The organism is Pseudomonas rustica (assembly GCF_018336155.1).
GTDB classification, from domain to species: Bacteria; Pseudomonadota; Gammaproteobacteria; order Pseudomonadales; family Pseudomonadaceae; genus Aquipseudomonas; species Aquipseudomonas rustica.
Map to the genome: position 1 here is coordinate 187097 of NZ_JAGYHF010000009.1, position 16164 is coordinate 203260.

The 16164-nt window shown below is 56.8% G+C and carries 13 protein-coding genes; 10 read left to right on the plus strand and 3 right to left on the minus strand.

What is annotated here, in order from left to right; translation table 11 throughout:
• Positions 1-164 precede the first annotated feature (164 nt).
• From tnpA to KFS80_RS19065, 7 genes are all read left to right on the plus strand, one after another.
• Complete coding sequence (gene tnpA / locus KFS80_RS19035; protein ID WP_079458241.1) at positions 165-482, plus strand: IS66-like element accessory protein TnpA; 318 nt, start codon at positions 165-167, stop codon at positions 480-482.
• On the plus strand, positions 479-814 hold the full coding sequence (tnpB, locus tag KFS80_RS27020) for an IS66 family insertion sequence element accessory protein TnpB (protein WP_050412998.1): 336 nt from the start codon (positions 479-481) through the stop codon (positions 812-814). Before tnpA ends, tnpB begins: the two co-directional genes overlap by 4 nt.
• A 61-nt stretch (positions 815-875) precedes the next feature.
• A complete protein-coding gene (gene tnpC, locus KFS80_RS19045; RefSeq protein ID WP_050412999.1) occupies positions 876-2402 on the plus strand; it encodes an IS66 family transposase in 1527 nt (508 codons plus the stop codon).
• A gap of 319 nt (positions 2403-2721) precedes the next feature.
• On the plus strand, positions 2722-4602 hold the full coding sequence (locus KFS80_RS19050; protein WP_228723543.1) for a DUF1302 domain-containing protein: 1881 nt from the start codon (positions 2722-2724) through the stop codon (positions 4600-4602).
• A 15-nt stretch (positions 4603-4617) separates the two neighbouring features.
• Entirely contained in the window at positions 4618-5961 is a 1344-nt protein-coding gene (locus KFS80_RS19055; RefSeq protein WP_024014386.1) for a DUF1329 domain-containing protein, read from the plus strand.
• Positions 5962-6038: 77 nt separating this feature from the next.
• Positions 6039-7175: a YCF48-related protein gene (locus tag KFS80_RS19060; protein ID WP_024014387.1), complete on the plus strand. Its 1137-nt coding sequence runs from the start codon at positions 6039-6041 to the stop codon at positions 7173-7175.
• Complete coding sequence (locus KFS80_RS19065) at positions 7172-9538, plus strand: efflux RND transporter permease subunit (protein ID WP_024014388.1); 2367 nt, start codon at positions 7172-7174, stop codon at positions 9536-9538. Before KFS80_RS19060 ends, KFS80_RS19065 begins: the two co-directional genes overlap by 4 nt.
• 18 nt (positions 9539-9556) lie before the next feature.
• On the opposite strand, the gene KFS80_RS19070 is transcribed toward KFS80_RS19065, so the two are convergent.
• Positions 9557-11362 carry a sensor histidine kinase gene (locus KFS80_RS19070; protein ID WP_024014389.1) on the minus strand — a complete coding sequence of 602 codons (1806 nt, stop codon included), beginning with the start codon at positions 11360-11362 and terminating at the stop codon, positions 9557-9559.
• Positions 11359-12063 (minus strand): response regulator transcription factor, encoded by a 705-nt coding sequence (locus KFS80_RS19075; RefSeq protein ID WP_196644563.1) that lies wholly within the window; start codon positions 12061-12063, stop codon positions 11359-11361. Before KFS80_RS19075 ends, KFS80_RS19070 begins: the two co-directional genes overlap by 4 nt.
• A 338-nt stretch (positions 12064-12401) precedes the next feature.
• Between KFS80_RS19075 and KFS80_RS19080 the strand changes: the two genes are divergently transcribed.
• Entirely contained in the window at positions 12402-13418 is a 1017-nt protein-coding gene (locus KFS80_RS19080; protein WP_071542629.1) for a beta family protein, read from the plus strand.
• Here the strand turns inward: KFS80_RS19080 and KFS80_RS19085 are convergent.
• A complete protein-coding gene (locus tag KFS80_RS19085) occupies positions 13415-13993 on the minus strand; it encodes a sce7726 family protein (protein ID WP_024014379.1) in 579 nt (192 codons plus the stop codon). The genes KFS80_RS19080 and KFS80_RS19085 overlap by 4 nt on opposite strands.
• A 491-nt stretch (positions 13994-14484) precedes the next feature.
• Here KFS80_RS19085 and KFS80_RS19090 point away from each other — a divergent pair, with 491 nt between their 5' ends.
• Both KFS80_RS19090 and KFS80_RS19095 read left to right on the plus strand, forming a co-directional pair.
• Positions 14485-15540: an ImmA/IrrE family metallo-endopeptidase gene (locus tag KFS80_RS19090; RefSeq protein WP_160328544.1), complete on the plus strand. Its 1056-nt coding sequence runs from the start codon at positions 14485-14487 to the stop codon at positions 15538-15540.
• Positions 15527-16153, plus strand: coding sequence for a hypothetical protein (locus KFS80_RS19095; protein ID WP_024014382.1), 627 nt, complete (start codon positions 15527-15529; stop codon positions 16151-16153). Before KFS80_RS19090 ends, KFS80_RS19095 begins: the two co-directional genes overlap by 14 nt.
• The last annotated feature ends 11 nt before the right edge of the window (positions 16154-16164 follow it).

The window sequence follows — 16164 nt, forward strand, 5'->3', positions numbered from 1 at the left end:
TTCGTGGATAATTAAAGCTTTCAAGTTGCTTGTTTTTTATTGCTGTTTTTTACGCGTAAAGATTGTAAGCGTCCGGCCAACTCACCTTCCGAACCTCAGCATTAAGGGCGATGGTGTCCGCGTATTTTTAAGCGGACGCGATAGCCCTTATCGCCGGGATTTCCATGCGCCAACGAAGCTCTTACCCTAAACCGTTCAAGGCCCAGGTTGTTCAGGAATGCCTGCAACCCGCTGCAACCGTCTCCAGCGTTGCCATCCGCCACGGCATCAATGCCAACGTCATTCGCAAGTGGCTACCGCTTTACCGAGATCAGCCGCCAGCGACGTTACCGGCGTTCGTTCCAGTTAGGGCTACGCCCAAGCGGACAGCTGAGGCATCGGTGATTATCGAGCTGCCGCTTGGCGAGCAATCGGTCACGGTGAAATGGCCAGCCTCCGATCCTGAGGGATGCGCCCGTTTTGTCCGTGGGCTCGCCCAGTGATCCGCATCGATAGCATCTGGCTCGCCACCGAGCCCATGGACATGCGCGCGGGCACTGAAACCGCGTTGGCCCGTGTGGTGGCGGTATTCGGTGCGGCGAAGCCGCACTGCGCCTATCTCTTCGCCAATCGTCGCGCCAACCGCATGAAAGTTCTGGTGCATGACGGCGTGGGTATCTGGCTGGCCGCGCGACGATTGAACCAGGGCAAGTTTCACTGGCCAGGCATCCGCCACGGCTCGGAAGTTGAACTCGACGCCGAGCAACTTCAGGCGTTGGTACTGGGGCTGCCCTGGCAGCGGGTCGGTGCGGGCGGTGCGATCACAGTGCTGTAGCACTGGCCATTAGCCCATCGGTGTATCTGCGCTGAGCGTCTGCTCTGGCACAATCAGCGGCATGAACTCCTCGCCCAATCTCGACCAACTGACAGCTGAGCAACTGCGCGCACTGGCCGCGCAGTTGCTCACGCAAGTCGATGCGATGGGCAAAAAGATTCACCGCGATCAAACAGTCATCGAGCAGCTCACTCACGAAATCGCCTGGTACAAGCGGCACAAGTTCGCCAAGCGCAGCGAGCAGCTGAGCCCTGACCAGGGCAGCCTGCTGGATGACCTGCTCGACACCGACATCGCCGCCATCGAGGCGGAGTTGAAAGCCGTCAATCCCCTGGCTACCCCAGCCGAACCACGCCAACAGCCCAAGCGCACACCGCTGCCGCCGCAATTTCCGCGTACCGTGATTCGTCACGAGCCGGAGAACACCCAGTGCGCCTGCGGCTGCCAGCTGCAACGCATCGGGGAAGACGTCAGCGAAAAGCTGGATTACACGCCGGGCGTGTTCACCGTTGAACAGCACGTGCGTGGCAAATGGGCCTGTCGCCATTGCGAAACGTTGATCCAGGCCCCCGTTCCGGCCCAGGTGATCGACAAGGGCATCCCCACCGCCGGCCTCCTGGCTCACGTGATGGTGGCCAAATTCGCCGACCACTTGCCGCTGTACCGGCAAGAGAAAATCTTTGGCCGTGCCGGCCTGGCCATCGCCCGCTCGACACTGGCGCAGTGGGTCGGACAAACCGGCGTGCAGCTCCAGCCGCTAGTCGATGCCCTGCGCGAAGCCGTGCTAGCCCAACGCGTGATCCACGCTGACGAAACCCCGGTGCAAATGCTCACGCCGGGCGAGAAGAAAACTCATCGGGCTTACGTCTGGGCCTACAGCACCACGCCCTTCGCCGATCTAAAAGCGGTGGTGTACGACTTCAGCCCCAGCCGTGCCGGCGAACATGCGCGCAATTTTCTGGGCCAGTGGAATGGCAAGCTGGTCTGCGACGACTTCGCAGGCTACAAGGCCAGCTTCGAGCAGGGCATCACCGAAATTGGCTGCATGGCCCACGCTCGGCGCAAGTTCTTCGATCTTCACGCGGCGAACAAAAGCCAGTTGGCCGAACAGGCACTGCACGCGATGGGCGGCTTGTACGAAATCGAACGGCAAGCACGGAACATGAGCGATGAAGATCGCTGGCGAATACGGCAGGAAAAGGCCTCACCGATCCTCGACGCACTGCATGACTGGATGCTGGCCCAGCGTGATCTGGTGCCCAACGGATCAGCCACGGCAAAAGCCTTGGATTACAGCCTCAAACGCTGGGTAGCGCTGACGCGCTACCTGGAAGATGGAGCTGTGCCCATCGACAACAACCAGGTCGAGAACCAGATCCGGCCATGGGCACTGGGGCGCTCGAACTGGTTGTTTGCCGGGTCGCTACGCAGCGGCAAACGAGCAGCGGCGATCATGAGCTTGATCCAGTCGGCCCGCATGAACGGACATGATCCGTATGCCTATCTCAAGGACGTGCTGACACGCCTGCCGACGCAGCGGGCGAGTGAGATTGGGCAGTTGCTGCCGCATCAGTGGGTGCCCGCCTGAATCACGCAAGGTGACTTGGGCAGACGCTTACTAAAGATTTTTAATTTGAAATGAAAAAGCTGTTGGTAGTTGTCGATTACTTAATTCGTCACATAGCTCTAATGGTGTCTGGATTTTCGGTGAGACCTTGTGGGGTTAGTGATGGCTATTTCAGGTAAGTGTTCAAATGACGCATTTGGCGCTCGCTGGTAATAATGCTATTGGCAGCCGCTAGAGATATGTTTGATTCGTGTTTTTATAAGCAGCAAATTAATCTGGTGCGATATCCATAATCGCCGATTAAATAGAAGTAAATATAATAAAAATAGGAGGCTGTTTCGTGAGATTTGAAAGAAGTGAGTCCGGCCTGATTAATCCGTTGTTGTTGAAGATGACAGCTTGCATAACCCCGCTAGCGCTCATGATTTCACTGCAGGCTCAGGCGGGTGAGTTTGCATTAGGTGAAATCACGGGGCGCGCCAACGGTAGCATCAGTGTGGGTGGAATCTGGAATGCTGAGAAACCCGATTCAAACCTGATTTTTCAGGGTAATGCTGATCATATCGGCTACGGCTCGGCTGGTGAGTTCAACCCTTCAGGTGCGCGTAACGGTGATGACGGCCGCCTGAATTTTCGTAAGCGCAATTTGGTGTCTTCACCGATCACCCTATTGGCGGAAACCGAGTTGAACTGGCGTAATTATGGGGTCTTTCTGCGCGGTAAGGCCTGGTACGACTACACCTTGAACAACCGTGAGGTCGACCATGGCCATTCAGCCAATGGTTACCAGGTGGGTGCCAAGCTCAACGATAGCGGCTTCGACGATCTGGCCAAGTTCCAAGGCGTTGCCTTGCTGGATGCCTATGTATTTGGTGACTTCGAAGTCGGCGAGCGACCGTTGCACTTACGCGGCGGTAATCAGGTAATTAACTGGGGCGAGGGGTTGTTCTTCCAGAATGGCCTCAACTCGATCAACCCAGTGGATCTTGCCGCGTTACGCCGCCCGGGCTCTCAGTTGAAGGAAGCTCTACTCCCGGTGCCACTGCTCTTCGCCAACTTCGGTATCACCGACAGCCTCAACCTTGAGGTGTTTTACCAGTTGCAATGGCGTGAGACCGTTCTGGAAGGTTGCGGTACCTACTTTGCTAGCAACGACTTGATCCAGGATGGATGTTTCGGCTTGGCCAGGGGCGGTATTGCTGCCAACCCTAATGATGAGGCTGGTTATGCCAAGGGCCTCTATGTGCATCGGCTGGAGGACGACGAGCCATCTGACAGCGGTCAGTTTGGTATGGCCATGCGCTATTTCGCCGACAGCATAAGCACCGAGTTCGGCGCCTATGCCATGAATATCCATTCGCGCACCCCGCAGAACCGCGCGCGCACCGACTTGCGCCCTGCGGTTGGAGCGGGCTGGATCGCAGGTCAGGAGGCCACCAACGCCAAGTATTTCATGGCCTTCCCCGAGGACGTCCGCATCTTCGGTCTTAGTTTTTCCACCAGCCTCCTGGGTGCCTCAGTGTTCGGCGAGTACAGCTACCGTCCGAATCAGCCCGTGGGGCTTTCCCTCGGCGACACCATCCCGAGCACCTTCGGCAATCCCAATCTACTCATTCCCGGTGCACCGCTGGCAGGGGAGATGAAGGCTGCCGCCCCCGGCTCGCTGATCAATGGTTATGACCGCCTGGAGGTGTCGCAGCTGTCACTTGGGTTTATTAAGAGCTTCCCCCGAGTGTTGGGCGCGGATGGTCTTGATGTAACCGGTGAGGTCGCGATGAAGTACATGCATGACTTGCCGGCGCTGAGTGAGCGTCGTTACGGGAAAACCGAGGCATACGGCAGCAACATGGCTGATGGCCAGGGGATTGGTTCGCCAGGCTGCAACGCTGGGGTGCCAGAGCAAAGTTACAAAAAAATCGGTTGTAGCCGTGACGGCTTTGTCACGGACCTTTCCTGGGGCTATCGCCTGCGTGCCCAGTTGAATTATTCGGGTTTGCTGGCCGGGGTCAACGTATCGCCATTTATGACCTTCGGTCAGGACGTAAAGGGCTGGTCCCACGACGGTAACTTCGTCGAAGACCGACTGCTGGGTTCGCTGGGGGTAAGGGCTAGCTACAAGCAAAACTATTCGGCCGAACTGTCCTGGTCTGGTACCGGTAATACGCCGCTCGTAGTGACCGACCGTGATTTCGTCGCGTTCAACCTGCGCATGGGCTTCTGATCTCGAGGTAATCCAATGAACAAGAATCTTCTCTCCGCTGCCATTCTCGGCACCCTTCTCAGCCTAACCAGTGCAACGGCCCTGGCCAAGCTGGATGCCAGTGAAATTGCCCGCTTGGGCCAAGACCTGACGCCCACCGGCGCCGAGCAAGCGGGCAATGCCGACGGCAGCATTCCTGCCTGGAGCGGTGGCCTTACCCAGCCGCCGGCCGGTTACAGTGCGGCCAAGGGTTATATCGATCCCTTCGCGAATGAACAACCGTTGTACACCGTTACAGCGGCCAACATGGCGCAATATGCCGACCGGTTGATGCCAGGGTACAAGGCGCTGCTGGCGAAGTTTCCCAGCTACAAGCTGAACGTCTATCCGAGTCATCGCACTGCTGCGCTGCCCCAGCACGAGTACGAGCTGATCCGCGAAGAGGCCGCTAAGCTCGAGCTTAACGGCGATAGCATGGTCAACTATCAGAAAACCTCGGTGCCTTTTCCTATTCCCAAGTCGGGTCTGGAGGCCATGTGGAACCACCTGACGCGCTATCGTACCGGTGGCTTTCTCGATTACCCGACTGAAATGGTGGTGCAGGCCAACGGCTCATTTACTCCGGTGCGCCGAATGCGAAAATTTGCCATGGCCTCAAGCATGACCAACCCGGAGCCGAACCGGCTGTACTATTTCTGGAATAGCGTTACCTCCCCAGAAAGTATCGCCGGCAGCCAGACTCTGGTGCATGAGCCACTCGACCAAACCAAGGAGTCCCGGCTGGCCTGGCAGTACAACCCAGGGCAGCGGCGCGTGCTGCGCGCGCCCGAGTTCTCTTATGACACGCCGCCAGGTGCCTCCGATGGCTTGCGTACCAACGACTCAGCTGACATGTACAACGGCGCGCCCGACAAGTACGACTGGAAGCTGGTAGGCAAAAAAGAAATGCTTGTGCCTTACAACACTTACAAGCTGGCCGATACTTCGCTGAAGTACGAGCAGATCATTCAGCCCAACCACTTCAACCAGGACCTACTGCGCTACGAGCCACATCGCGTCTGGGTGGTCGAGGCCACGCTGAAGCCGGGTGAGCGGCATATCTACGCCAAGCGGGTCTTCTATCTCGACGAGGACAGCTGGAGCATCCTGGCCTCGGACATTTATGACAGTCGTGGCGAACTTTGGCGCTTTCATGAGGCCCACGCGTTGCAGCGCTACGACATTTTGTCCAGTTTTCATATAAGTGAGGTTTCCTACGACCTGCAGGCACGCCGTTACCTAGTGGTTAACCTGCAGAACCAGGAGATCCCAATCAAGTTCAACGTTCCGGCGAACTTGAAAGATTTTAGTCCCTCGGCTCTGCGTCGCAGCGGCCGCTGATTAACTGTTTACTCCGTGGTCTTTGGGTGGAAAGCGGTTAGCGCTTTCCCCCTTTTTTACTTTCTGAGACGCTGGCCATGAAAAAATACAACCAACCAGCGCTGAGGTTGCTCTGCCTGTTGTCTGTCGGCCTGGCGGCCTTGCCGCTCAGCGCCGCGCCACTGGTCGATCGCCTTGAGCGCGCCGCCCGAATTTCCCCCTTAGCCAGCGAGTCGCCCCTCACCGATGGGCAGTTGGTCGGCGATTATCTGGTGACGGTGGGGGGCAGCGGCCACGTGCTGTTGCGCTCGCCCTCCGGCGAGATCCAGCAGGCACAAGTGCCGGTCGATGTTCTGCTGACCTCGGTGCATTTCCCCGATGCCAACAACGGCTGGGCCGTCGGCCATGACGGTGTGGTCCTGCATAGCACCGATGGCGGCAAGACCTGGAGCAAGCAACTCGACGGCAGTGCCATAAGCGCTTTGATGTTGAAGTGGGCCGAGGCCGAGATGGCGCGTTTGGAATTAGCCAGTGCGGCGGCGCCAGACGACGAGGCGCTGCATACCGAGTTGGAGAATGTCATCTTCGCCTTCGATGATGCTAAAGCCGGTATCGAGTCAGGCCCGGCACGCCCGCTGCTGGATGTGTGGTTCCGCGATGCGCAGCAAGGCTGGGCGGTTGGTGCCTATGGGATCCTTGTGCATACCCGCGATGGCGGGAAAAGCTGGGAATTTGTCTCGACCCTGGAAAACCCCGAGCGTTTGCACTTCAATGCGGTCCTCGGTCTGCGCGACGGCAGTCTAGTGGTCGCCGGCGAAGGCGGGCGTCTGTACCGCTCTAGTGATGACGGCCAGCACTGGACAGTGATCACGCCAATGAGCCCGGCCTCGCTGTACAAACTGCAGCAGCTGAGCGATGGCCGCCTACTGGCCTTGGGCTTCGGCGGTACCTTGCTGGCCAGCCAGGATCAGGGCCTGAGCTGGCAGGTCATCCCGCTGCCGGTGCGCGCGGGTCTGTACGGCGCCGCACAACTGGCGGACGGCAGCTTGCTGCTGACCGGGCAAGGTGGCGTGGTGCTGTACAGCACCGATGGCCAGCAGTTCAAAGTTTGGCAGGCGGCCGCTAAGGCGCCTTGGCTCGGCGTGGCGCAAGTGTCTGCCGAGCAACTGGCGCTGATTGGTAGCGCCGGCCTCATCACCATGCCCTTGGCAGAGCTCAAGGAGCAGCTGCAATGAATGCCAAACTGAACGACGGGTCTAGCCCGCAACTTGAGACCAGCGCTTTGCAGCGGCTGGTTGGTTTCACCGAACGTGCACTGTTTCGCAATCGCGTGGTGGTGCTTCTGTTCTTCTTGGTCCTTTCGCTGTTGCTCGGCTACCAGGCCCTGGGCTTGCGCCCAGACGCCAGCTTCAGCCGGATGATCCCGACCGGCCACCCGTTTATCCAGAACTACCTGCAGTTTGAGAGCGTGCTCCGGCCGCAGAGTAACGTGCTGCGCGTGGTGGTGGAAAACCCCAAGGGCGACATTGTCAGCAAGGAGTTCCTTGAGACTCTGCGCGAGGTCAACGATAGGATTTTCTACATCCCTGGCGTCGATCGCGGCAATTTGAAATCGCTGTGGACCCCTAACGCGCTCTGGGCTGAAGTCACCACCGAAGGCTTGCGCGCCGGCCGGGTGATTCCCGACACCTACGACGGGAGCCCAGAGGCGTTGGCACAGGTGCGGCAGAACATCCAGCGCGCCAACATGCTCGGCAGCTTCGTCGCCAACGACTTCAAGTCGGCGGTGATCCGGGTGCCACTGCTGGAGATGAACCCAGAGACCGGCGAGCCGCTGGACTACGGTGCCTTTACCCAAGCGCTGGAAAAGCAGGTGCGCGAGCATTTCGGTGTACAGGGCGTGAATATCCGCGTGATCGGCTTCGCCCAGATCATCGGTGATCTGCTGGCCGCTGCCACCGACATCGCGCTGTTCTTCGCTATCACAGTCGGCCTGATTAGCCTGATGCTCTATCTCTATTGCCGCTGCTGGCGCAGTACCGCAGTAACCGTGGTGACTTGCCTGCTCACCGTGGCTTGTCAGCTTGGCCTGTTGCACCTTTTCGGTTTCGGTCTGGACCCATACTCGATCTTGGTGCCGTTCCTGATCTTCGCCATAGGCATCAGCCACGCGGTGCAGAACATTAACCTGATGATGAGCGCGATGGGGCATGGCGCCACGCCGCTGGTTGCCGCGCAACACACCTTCCGCGCCCTATTCATTCCTGGCACCACGGCGCTGCTGGCCGATGCGGTGGGGTTTATCACCTTGTTGGTGATCGACATTGGTGTGATCCAGCAGCTGGCAATCACCGCCAGCATTGGCGTGTTCGTCGCCATTTTTACCAAGATGTTCCTGCTGCCGGTGCTGATGTCCTACGCCGGCATCAGTCCGCGCGGCTTGCGTGAGCAGGAAAAGCGAGCCAATTCGTCCTGGCCTATCTTCCGCCGCCTGTCGGCCGTGGTCGAACCGCGCGTGGCGCTGCCGCTGATCGCCCTCAGCGTGATGCTGCTCGGCGTCGGCTACTACGCCCGTCAAGATCTGAAAATTGGAGACCTGGACAAGGGCGCACCGGAGTTCCGTCCGGAAGCGCGCTACAACCAGGACAACGCTTACTTGCTCAAGCACTACAGCACCAGCACTGATGTTTATGTAGTGATGTTCAAGACACCGGCTGAACAGTGCGCACGCTTCGCCGCTGCCGACCTGGCCAACCAGTTCGAACAGAGCATGCGTGAAGTCAAAGGTGTGGAATCGGTGCAGTCGCTCTATCGCACCATGCGCTTCAACATCCTTGCGCGCAATGAGGGCAACCCGAAGTGGGCCGAACTGTCGCGCGATCAGTTCGTGATGAACAATGCCCGCTCAGGTGTCGCTGCCGAGTTCGTCGACCCCAACTGCAGCGTGGCGCCAATCAGCCTGTATCTGAGTGACCACAAGGCCGAGACGCTGACCCGGGTGGTCAGCGCGGTCGAGGCCTTCAGCAAGCAGTACGACACAGGAGACTTCGAGATCCTCCAGGCGGCAGGTAATGCCGGCATTGAGGCGGCGACTAACATCGTCATCGAGCAGTCCGAGAAGCTGATGCTGCTCCTGGTGTTTGTGATCATCTCGCTAGTGGTCTGGTGGGAGTTTAATTCGATCAAAGTGACCATCGCCTTGATGGCGCCGCTGTACCTGTCAACCGTGCTGTGCGAAGCGGTGATGGCGCAGATGGGCCTGGGAGTGAAGATCGCCACGCTACCGGTGATTGCCCTCGGCGTCGGCATCGGTGTCGACTATGGCATCTACCTGTACAGTCGCATGGAAGGCTTTCTGCACCAGGGCCTGAAATTCCGTGCGGCGTTCTTTGAAGCGTTGAAAACTACCGGCACCTCGGTGGCCTTCACTGGCATCACTCTGGCCATGGGTGTAGCCACCTGGTCGTTCTCGGCACTGAAGTTCCAGGCCGACATGGGCCTGCTGCTGGTGTTGCTCTTCATCTGGAACATGGTAGGTGCACTGGTTTTGTTGCCGGCCATCGCCTCGATGCTGATGTGCAATAAAGAAACTCGCTGAAACTGAAAGCCTCTAGCTTTAGGACATGTTAGAGGCTCGCTTATGGTGCTTCGGAAGCAGCTGTAGCGCGCTATTTTTCGCCATCCCCTGGACATTGTCCTTCGCGCAGGGGATTCGCCCGACGACGCTCAAACCACCTGTTGAGGAGATGCTGATTTCGAGCTCTCCTCCTATCGCCAGCATGCGCGAGCGCATGCTGGCGATCCCTTGGCCTTCATTGAGATTCAGCGGGTGCCTGTTGCTGCAGCCGCTGTCCACCACAGCGAACGAAATCCCATCCCGTTCTTGGCGCAATGTAACTTTCGCCGTTGCCCCTGCTCCTGCATGTTTAGCTGCGTTCTGTAGGGCTTCGACACAGCAGAAGTAAATTGCTCGTTCGGCGAGCGGGCTTTCGCGTCTCGGTGCTTGAAAGTCCGTGACTACTGGCAAGCCCGCATTATTGGCGGCCTCTCCCAAGGCTGCTGCCAGTCCTCGCTCAGCCAGTAGTGGCGGAGTAAGGCCATGTGCCAGCGTACGCAGTTCGGTGATGGCGGCATCAATGTCCGTTGCCATTTCCACTAGCAGTGCATCCGCTCGGCTCGGATCGCTATCGACCAGGCGTCTGGTCACGCTGATCTTCATACGCAGCGCGAGTAAGCGTTGCTGTGCACCATCGTGTAGGTCTTGTTCAAGCCGGCGGCGCTCCTCTTCCGCGACAGTTTCAGAATGGGCATGGGCACCGGCCAAGGCAGATTCGAATTGCCAATTGACGATGGCGTTATGGATCGAGCTAACAACTGCCTCCAGCAACATCGGCTCTTCCAACAAGGCGCGGTTATGAATCAGGATTGCGCTAGGTTGGTCATTGAGGTCATGCAGTACGCGTACGGCTTGCTCCTTGGCACTTGGTTCGGGTAACGGCACGACTTGTTGGGATGAGTTAATCCAGCGCCCAGTGTTTGGCTCCCAAATACCTAGCTCCAGTGATGGGTCATCCAGAGCATTCGCCATCATGGTTTTCAGGCCTTGCAGGTTCGGCCGGCGCCTTAATCCGGTCACTAACCGATGTAGCGCTTGGGCGGTGTAGAGCCGGCTGCGCAGCAAGCCCAAGGCAATAGCTAACGGAACGGCCCAGAAGGTAAAGGTAAGCAACAACAAGCCAGTCCCGGTTGTCAGGAAAAACGCCATGCATAGCGTGCGGGCGACAGAGGCGAGTAGTACGGGGGCGAGCGAGCGACGCATCAGTGTGGAGGCCTGTCGCAGTCGCTGTAGCAAGTACAGGCTGGTCGCGATCAGGATGCCTGTGTTGACGATGCGAAAGGCATTCAGCAGGAGGTTGGACCAGGTAGGGTGGTCGGCAATAAACAGTAAATTGTCCTGGCACACGTCAGTGCAGGAGGGCAGTGGGCCGAAGCGCGGCACGTGCGGAGTCAGCATCACGCTGGGTAGCCATAGCAAGGCAATAGCAGCGATAGCTGCGCCAATCAGCATACCCTCACGTCGGTCGGTGATGCGCCCAGTCGGGAAGGTCAGCACCACCCACACCAGCAGCGCTTCAGCACAGGGGCGAACGGTTCTGCCAATCGTATAGAGCAGATCATTGGTCGAATAAATTAGGGGATGAAGCGCGTAAGCTACAGCGAGCATTCCGAGCAATATCCAGAGCGGGCGTTGTGGGTAGCGGGCGCGCACGGTCATCGCCACGCCGGAAACCAACATCACGCCAACGCCGGCCATCAAGGCGTCGATTATTCGTGTCGAGCCCGCGCCTGTCGCCATGATCCCGGCAACTATGGTTACCGTGCCTCCACCGAGGATAGCGAGCCAGGGTTTTAGGCTTTTCATTGGCCGTTACGTGATAAATAAAGCAGCGTCGCTTGTACCCGGCGGCTGATGCTTTCGTCGTTGGCCAAGCCAAGGCGGCCGAAAATCTCGCTTATATGTTTTTCCACCGCCCGCTGGGTTACTCCCCTGTCGCGCGCAATGGCAAGGTTGCTCTTACCTGTCGCAAGGTCGGCCATGATTTCCCGCTGGCGTGGTGTTAGCTCTTCTAAGGGGGAGCGCTGGTGCTTGCGCGACAGCAGGGATTCAATTAGTTGCGTATCAATTCGACACTCACCAGTTGCAACCGCATGAATGGTAGACACCAGATGATCGAGGTCGTGAATACGATCCTTTAACAGGTATCCACGCCCAGATGCCCCTTTCTCCAGTAGCTCGGTTGCATACTGTGAGCTGCCATGTTGGCTCAGCACGATTACGCCTATATCCGGATGGCTCTGGCGCAGATGTTCTGCTACTCGCATGCCCTCATCCGTTTGCGTAGGCGGCATGCGGATGTCTGTCATGACAACCTGTGGTGGATTTGCTTCTACCGCTGCAAGCAGCGCGGTTGGGTCAGCATAAAGCCCGACTACACGAACTCTTGGAGACTGGGCAAGAATCTGCGACAAGCCCTCGCGAATAAGGTAGCTATCGTCGGCAATTGCCACGCTGATAGGAGGTGCCGAAAAAGTGACATTGTCAGAACTGTGCATCGCGTTCATGAAGTTAAACGACCAGTATTATTGTAGGTATTTGGTTGATCCTATCAGATGCCTGAAGATGCTCTATGAAAAGCATAATGTCTGCTTTTTTCCCGCATCTTCCTGTCACGGCCGGCAGAGAGCGGCCAGAAGCGGAACTTGCTGAAAGCGCCTTAACTACGTCAAATTGACCAGACGCCATCAATGATGAACGCTAAGCAGCGCCAGCAAGATCCCGACGCTAAGTCAAATGCTAGAGCCGGAATAGCAATTGGATCTCAACCTATCTGCGGTGATTTCAAAGTGCCACCCTTCGTGATAAAAGCGATTGGACCACTACGCGATCCCAAGGAAGGCATATGGCACTTAGATTCCCCAACCACCCTTACTACATTCCGATCATTAAGTGGCAGTCCTGGGAGCAGAGAGCTCTGCTTCAGACTCGGGGAGACGTTAAGCCCTACGTTCGCCCCTGCATCGAGGTCCGTCACTCGAATCAACACAGCAGCCTGGTAGGGAATTTCCAAACAGCTTGGGGAGCCCCTGCATTGGTAGATTATGCGAATCCCGAAGGGCGGCTCGTTGGCATTCGTCCTTTAGAATTTGAGGCGTTCCTTCAGATCGCAAAAGCTAACGGCTTTCCAACTCTTCCAGTTATCAATCCGTTAGATGCCCCTCTGCTACGCCCTGCGCTACTTGGTCTAGTGCAATCCTTCCCTGAGATTTTCCTACGCTTACGTATCAGTGGATTAACAGTTAATGCTGAGCACTACACCCAGACGATGATGGCCGCACAGGTACTATCAAGGCCTGGCAACCGTATTCATCTTATGGTCGATCTAGGTGTTACTCCCGCTTGGGAAGCCGCAGAGGTACCCGCCTTTACAGGCATGATGGCGGCGTTCAAGAACGCAGGGTTTTCCCAAATTCATGTGGCATCAGGTGCGTTCCCCGAGAGTCTTGCGGCCGTAAAAACGGTAGCTAACTTGCCACGCCGAGACTGGTCTCTATGGGCCGCGCTGAATACCAACGCTCCCGGACTGCTTCTCGGATATTCAGACTATGGGACGATATCTCCGCGCTGGACTGAGGAGACACTAACTCGCCGCGGCGGCCGTGTTGCCATTCGCTATGCAAGGAACCTTGACTGGTTGGTGTTGCGAGCTGACGGAAGCAAGTCAGAGCATTCAGTTGCTATCTCGACTTTGATGGTGACCGTGCATGCAGCCTCCTTCAAAGGCCGAGAGTATTCCTATGGGGACGAATTAATTGCAGATCGAGCGAATCCGGCAATCAAAAAGAAGAATGCAGGCCTCTTCCACTTCACTGAAGGTTGGTGTCATCACCTTGCGACGGTGATTAAGGAACAGTACTAGGCCGGGCAGGCTGAAAATTGAGGTGTAGCTTCCTCGACCCGTTTGAGGAGGTAGTCCCGAACATTGTTCTTGAGCTCGGGAAGTGTGAGCAGCTCTGCGATATATGCCTGAATGAGATATAGGCTCTTGCTCTTCCAGCCTCGAACCTTACCCATTTCGGTCAAGAGGTGAAGCGCCTCGTCTCGCTTGAGTAGGGAGGCAAGCACCTCAGGTTCGTGGCGCTTATTAGGTCTTGCGGCCCGAACATGCTTAAACCCCGCCTCAGGCACCTCAGGGACAAGGATGATCCCCCACCACGGCGGCAACAAGGGAAGCGCGTTTTTCAGATGGCATTCCGCAGTCACTAACGTGATGCGATCAAAAACTCGAGCGTAACGGGATCCTTGACCGATAAGGCGCTTCAAGGAGTCGGCCTCACTCTTAATCTCATAGCAATGCATATCGTAGATGTGGACAAGGTCTGCACGAACCTCACCGCCACTAAGCTGTAGCTCCTCCAGGAACAAGCCAGGGTGGATACCCAACGAGGTATCCAAGTAGTGAGTGAGTGCTCGTTTGATCTCCGCTTCGCGCATTATCCAATTCTCGATGGCCGCCGGCGTCCTGCCGGACAGCTAGTCAGTTTATCTCATACGGCGATGGGTGGCTTGGGTAATGCCACCGACCACCAAAACCATGCATTTATGCTATTTTATACTTTATGAAATGCATGAAAAGCAAAACCAAAATCGTCGCAGAGCTCCTCGCTTTCTTTGCGTCCCACGGACAAAGGACGAGCACCTCAATAGCGAATGCCTCTGGATTAGGCCAGCCACAGATTCACCGCAACCTTTTTGGCAAGCCGAAGCGGGTTACAAAGACTCACCGGGAATTATGCATTTATGCAAAAATCTCGCTAGAGCTGGAATTGCCTGACCCTCGGACTTCAGATGTCTTGATGGATAGTTTGGCAAACGTGTGGGATGGCAGTGAGGAGCACGCTCGTCGCCTTGCTGAACTGCTCTTTGCCCACCGAAGGGCCTGCATGTGAAAATGATGCTGGAATCTAATGTTATGGGAGGGTGCTATGCATGACGCAACGACTCCAATAACAGTGAAGTCCGCCTTCGAAAGTCTTAAGGCTGCAGGATATCCGCGCCCTTATGTTGAGAGACTATTGCCCGATTGGTGGGATCACAGCCTCTTCAAGACCAGCGCTGGAGCCTTCCAATTTGCACTGTTGCTTAAGCAACGCTTGGGCTTGGTTGTAAATTTTGCCCAAGACGGCAGTCTTGCAATCGACGCGGCTACGCCCAACGCTCGATTCAAGCGAAGAAGAGGTACAGAGGAAGGGGCGCTAAACATAGCGGCCAGCCTTGGCATGGCGTTGGCTCGACTTTCAATTTTCAGTGCCGGAGCCCCATACAGCCCCTTACCCCCTGACCCGAATTATATCGGGCACCTAGTTCGCCAGATCTCGGGTACGAATAGCGTAGGTTTTGAAGGGCTTCTGGCGCTTTGCTGGGCTCAGGGCATTCCTGTGTTGTTTCTCAAGGATTTGCCCAAAACGTCGAAGCGGATGACAGGTATGGCCGTTAGCGTTCAAGGCAGACCCGCAATTGTTTTAGGATTTAATAGCCCCCAGCACGCTCGACAGTTGTTCGTCCTAGCACATGAACTCGCTCATATCGTATGCGGCCACGTCGGTGAAAATGGTGTTCTCATAGACGAGGACATTGCCGAAGTCACCGATGCCTTGGCCGGGAGTGACGCCACCAGGAAGGATGCGGAGGAGAAAGAGGCTGACTCTTTCGCTCTCGCACTTTTGAGGAACGGGCATACAAACGTGCTTAAAGCTATCGGACGACCAGACTCCGCAGCAGTACTAGCCTCGAATGCTGTCATAGCTGGAGAACAACTTGGAGTCGACCCCGGCCACCTAATTCTTTCCTACGCCAGAGAGAATGACGATTGGGCCCGAGCAAATCAGGCCTTGGGTTATATCGCAGACCCCAGAGGGGCGATCGAGGTGCTTAATCAGTGGTTCATGCAAAGTACCGATCTCGGAGCTCTTAGCGACGAGAATCGGGAGCACGTGCTAGCTATCCAAGGCTTCGGGTCAGTCACACGTGTACCTACTTGATAGCGACGCAGCCAAGTCCCTTTGTCAGTACTTGCTTCTAGACGAGCTTGCGCTCGCTCTTGAGTGCCCGCTCAGCGACTTCGCGATACTTCCACAGCTTCGTTTTCAGCTCAGGCTTAACAAACCCGACGCCGCCCTAAAGAAATTGGGATCACAAGACGCTGTTGTGACGGCTCAGCGGCTCGTCGAGGCTGCGACAGAGGTCCAAGTAGTCACCGACTCGGCTAATACGATCCTCGAGCTAAATCGGCCGGATATCGACAGCGGAGAAGCGATCTTGTTTGCGGCCGTAAGCCAAGACGAAGACGACGCCCTCATCACCGGCGATAAACGAGCCCTTATCGCCCTCTCTGAGATATCAGAAGTACCCATCGTAGATAGCCTCTGGGAAAAGATCATTACCCTTGAGGAAGCAATTTATTTGATTGTGCAGCGTTCGGGTTTCGACCTGGTTTCGCAAAGGATTCGGGCGAGACCCGACGTGAACGTGGCCCTCAGCGTAATTTTTGGTAGAGCTAACCCAAACAAAATCGGAGAGGTCCTCGAAGGACTCAACAGCTATATGAATCACCTTCAGTCGATCTCGCAGGGTAAATACCTGCTCCCGTACTGAAAGCCCCCAAT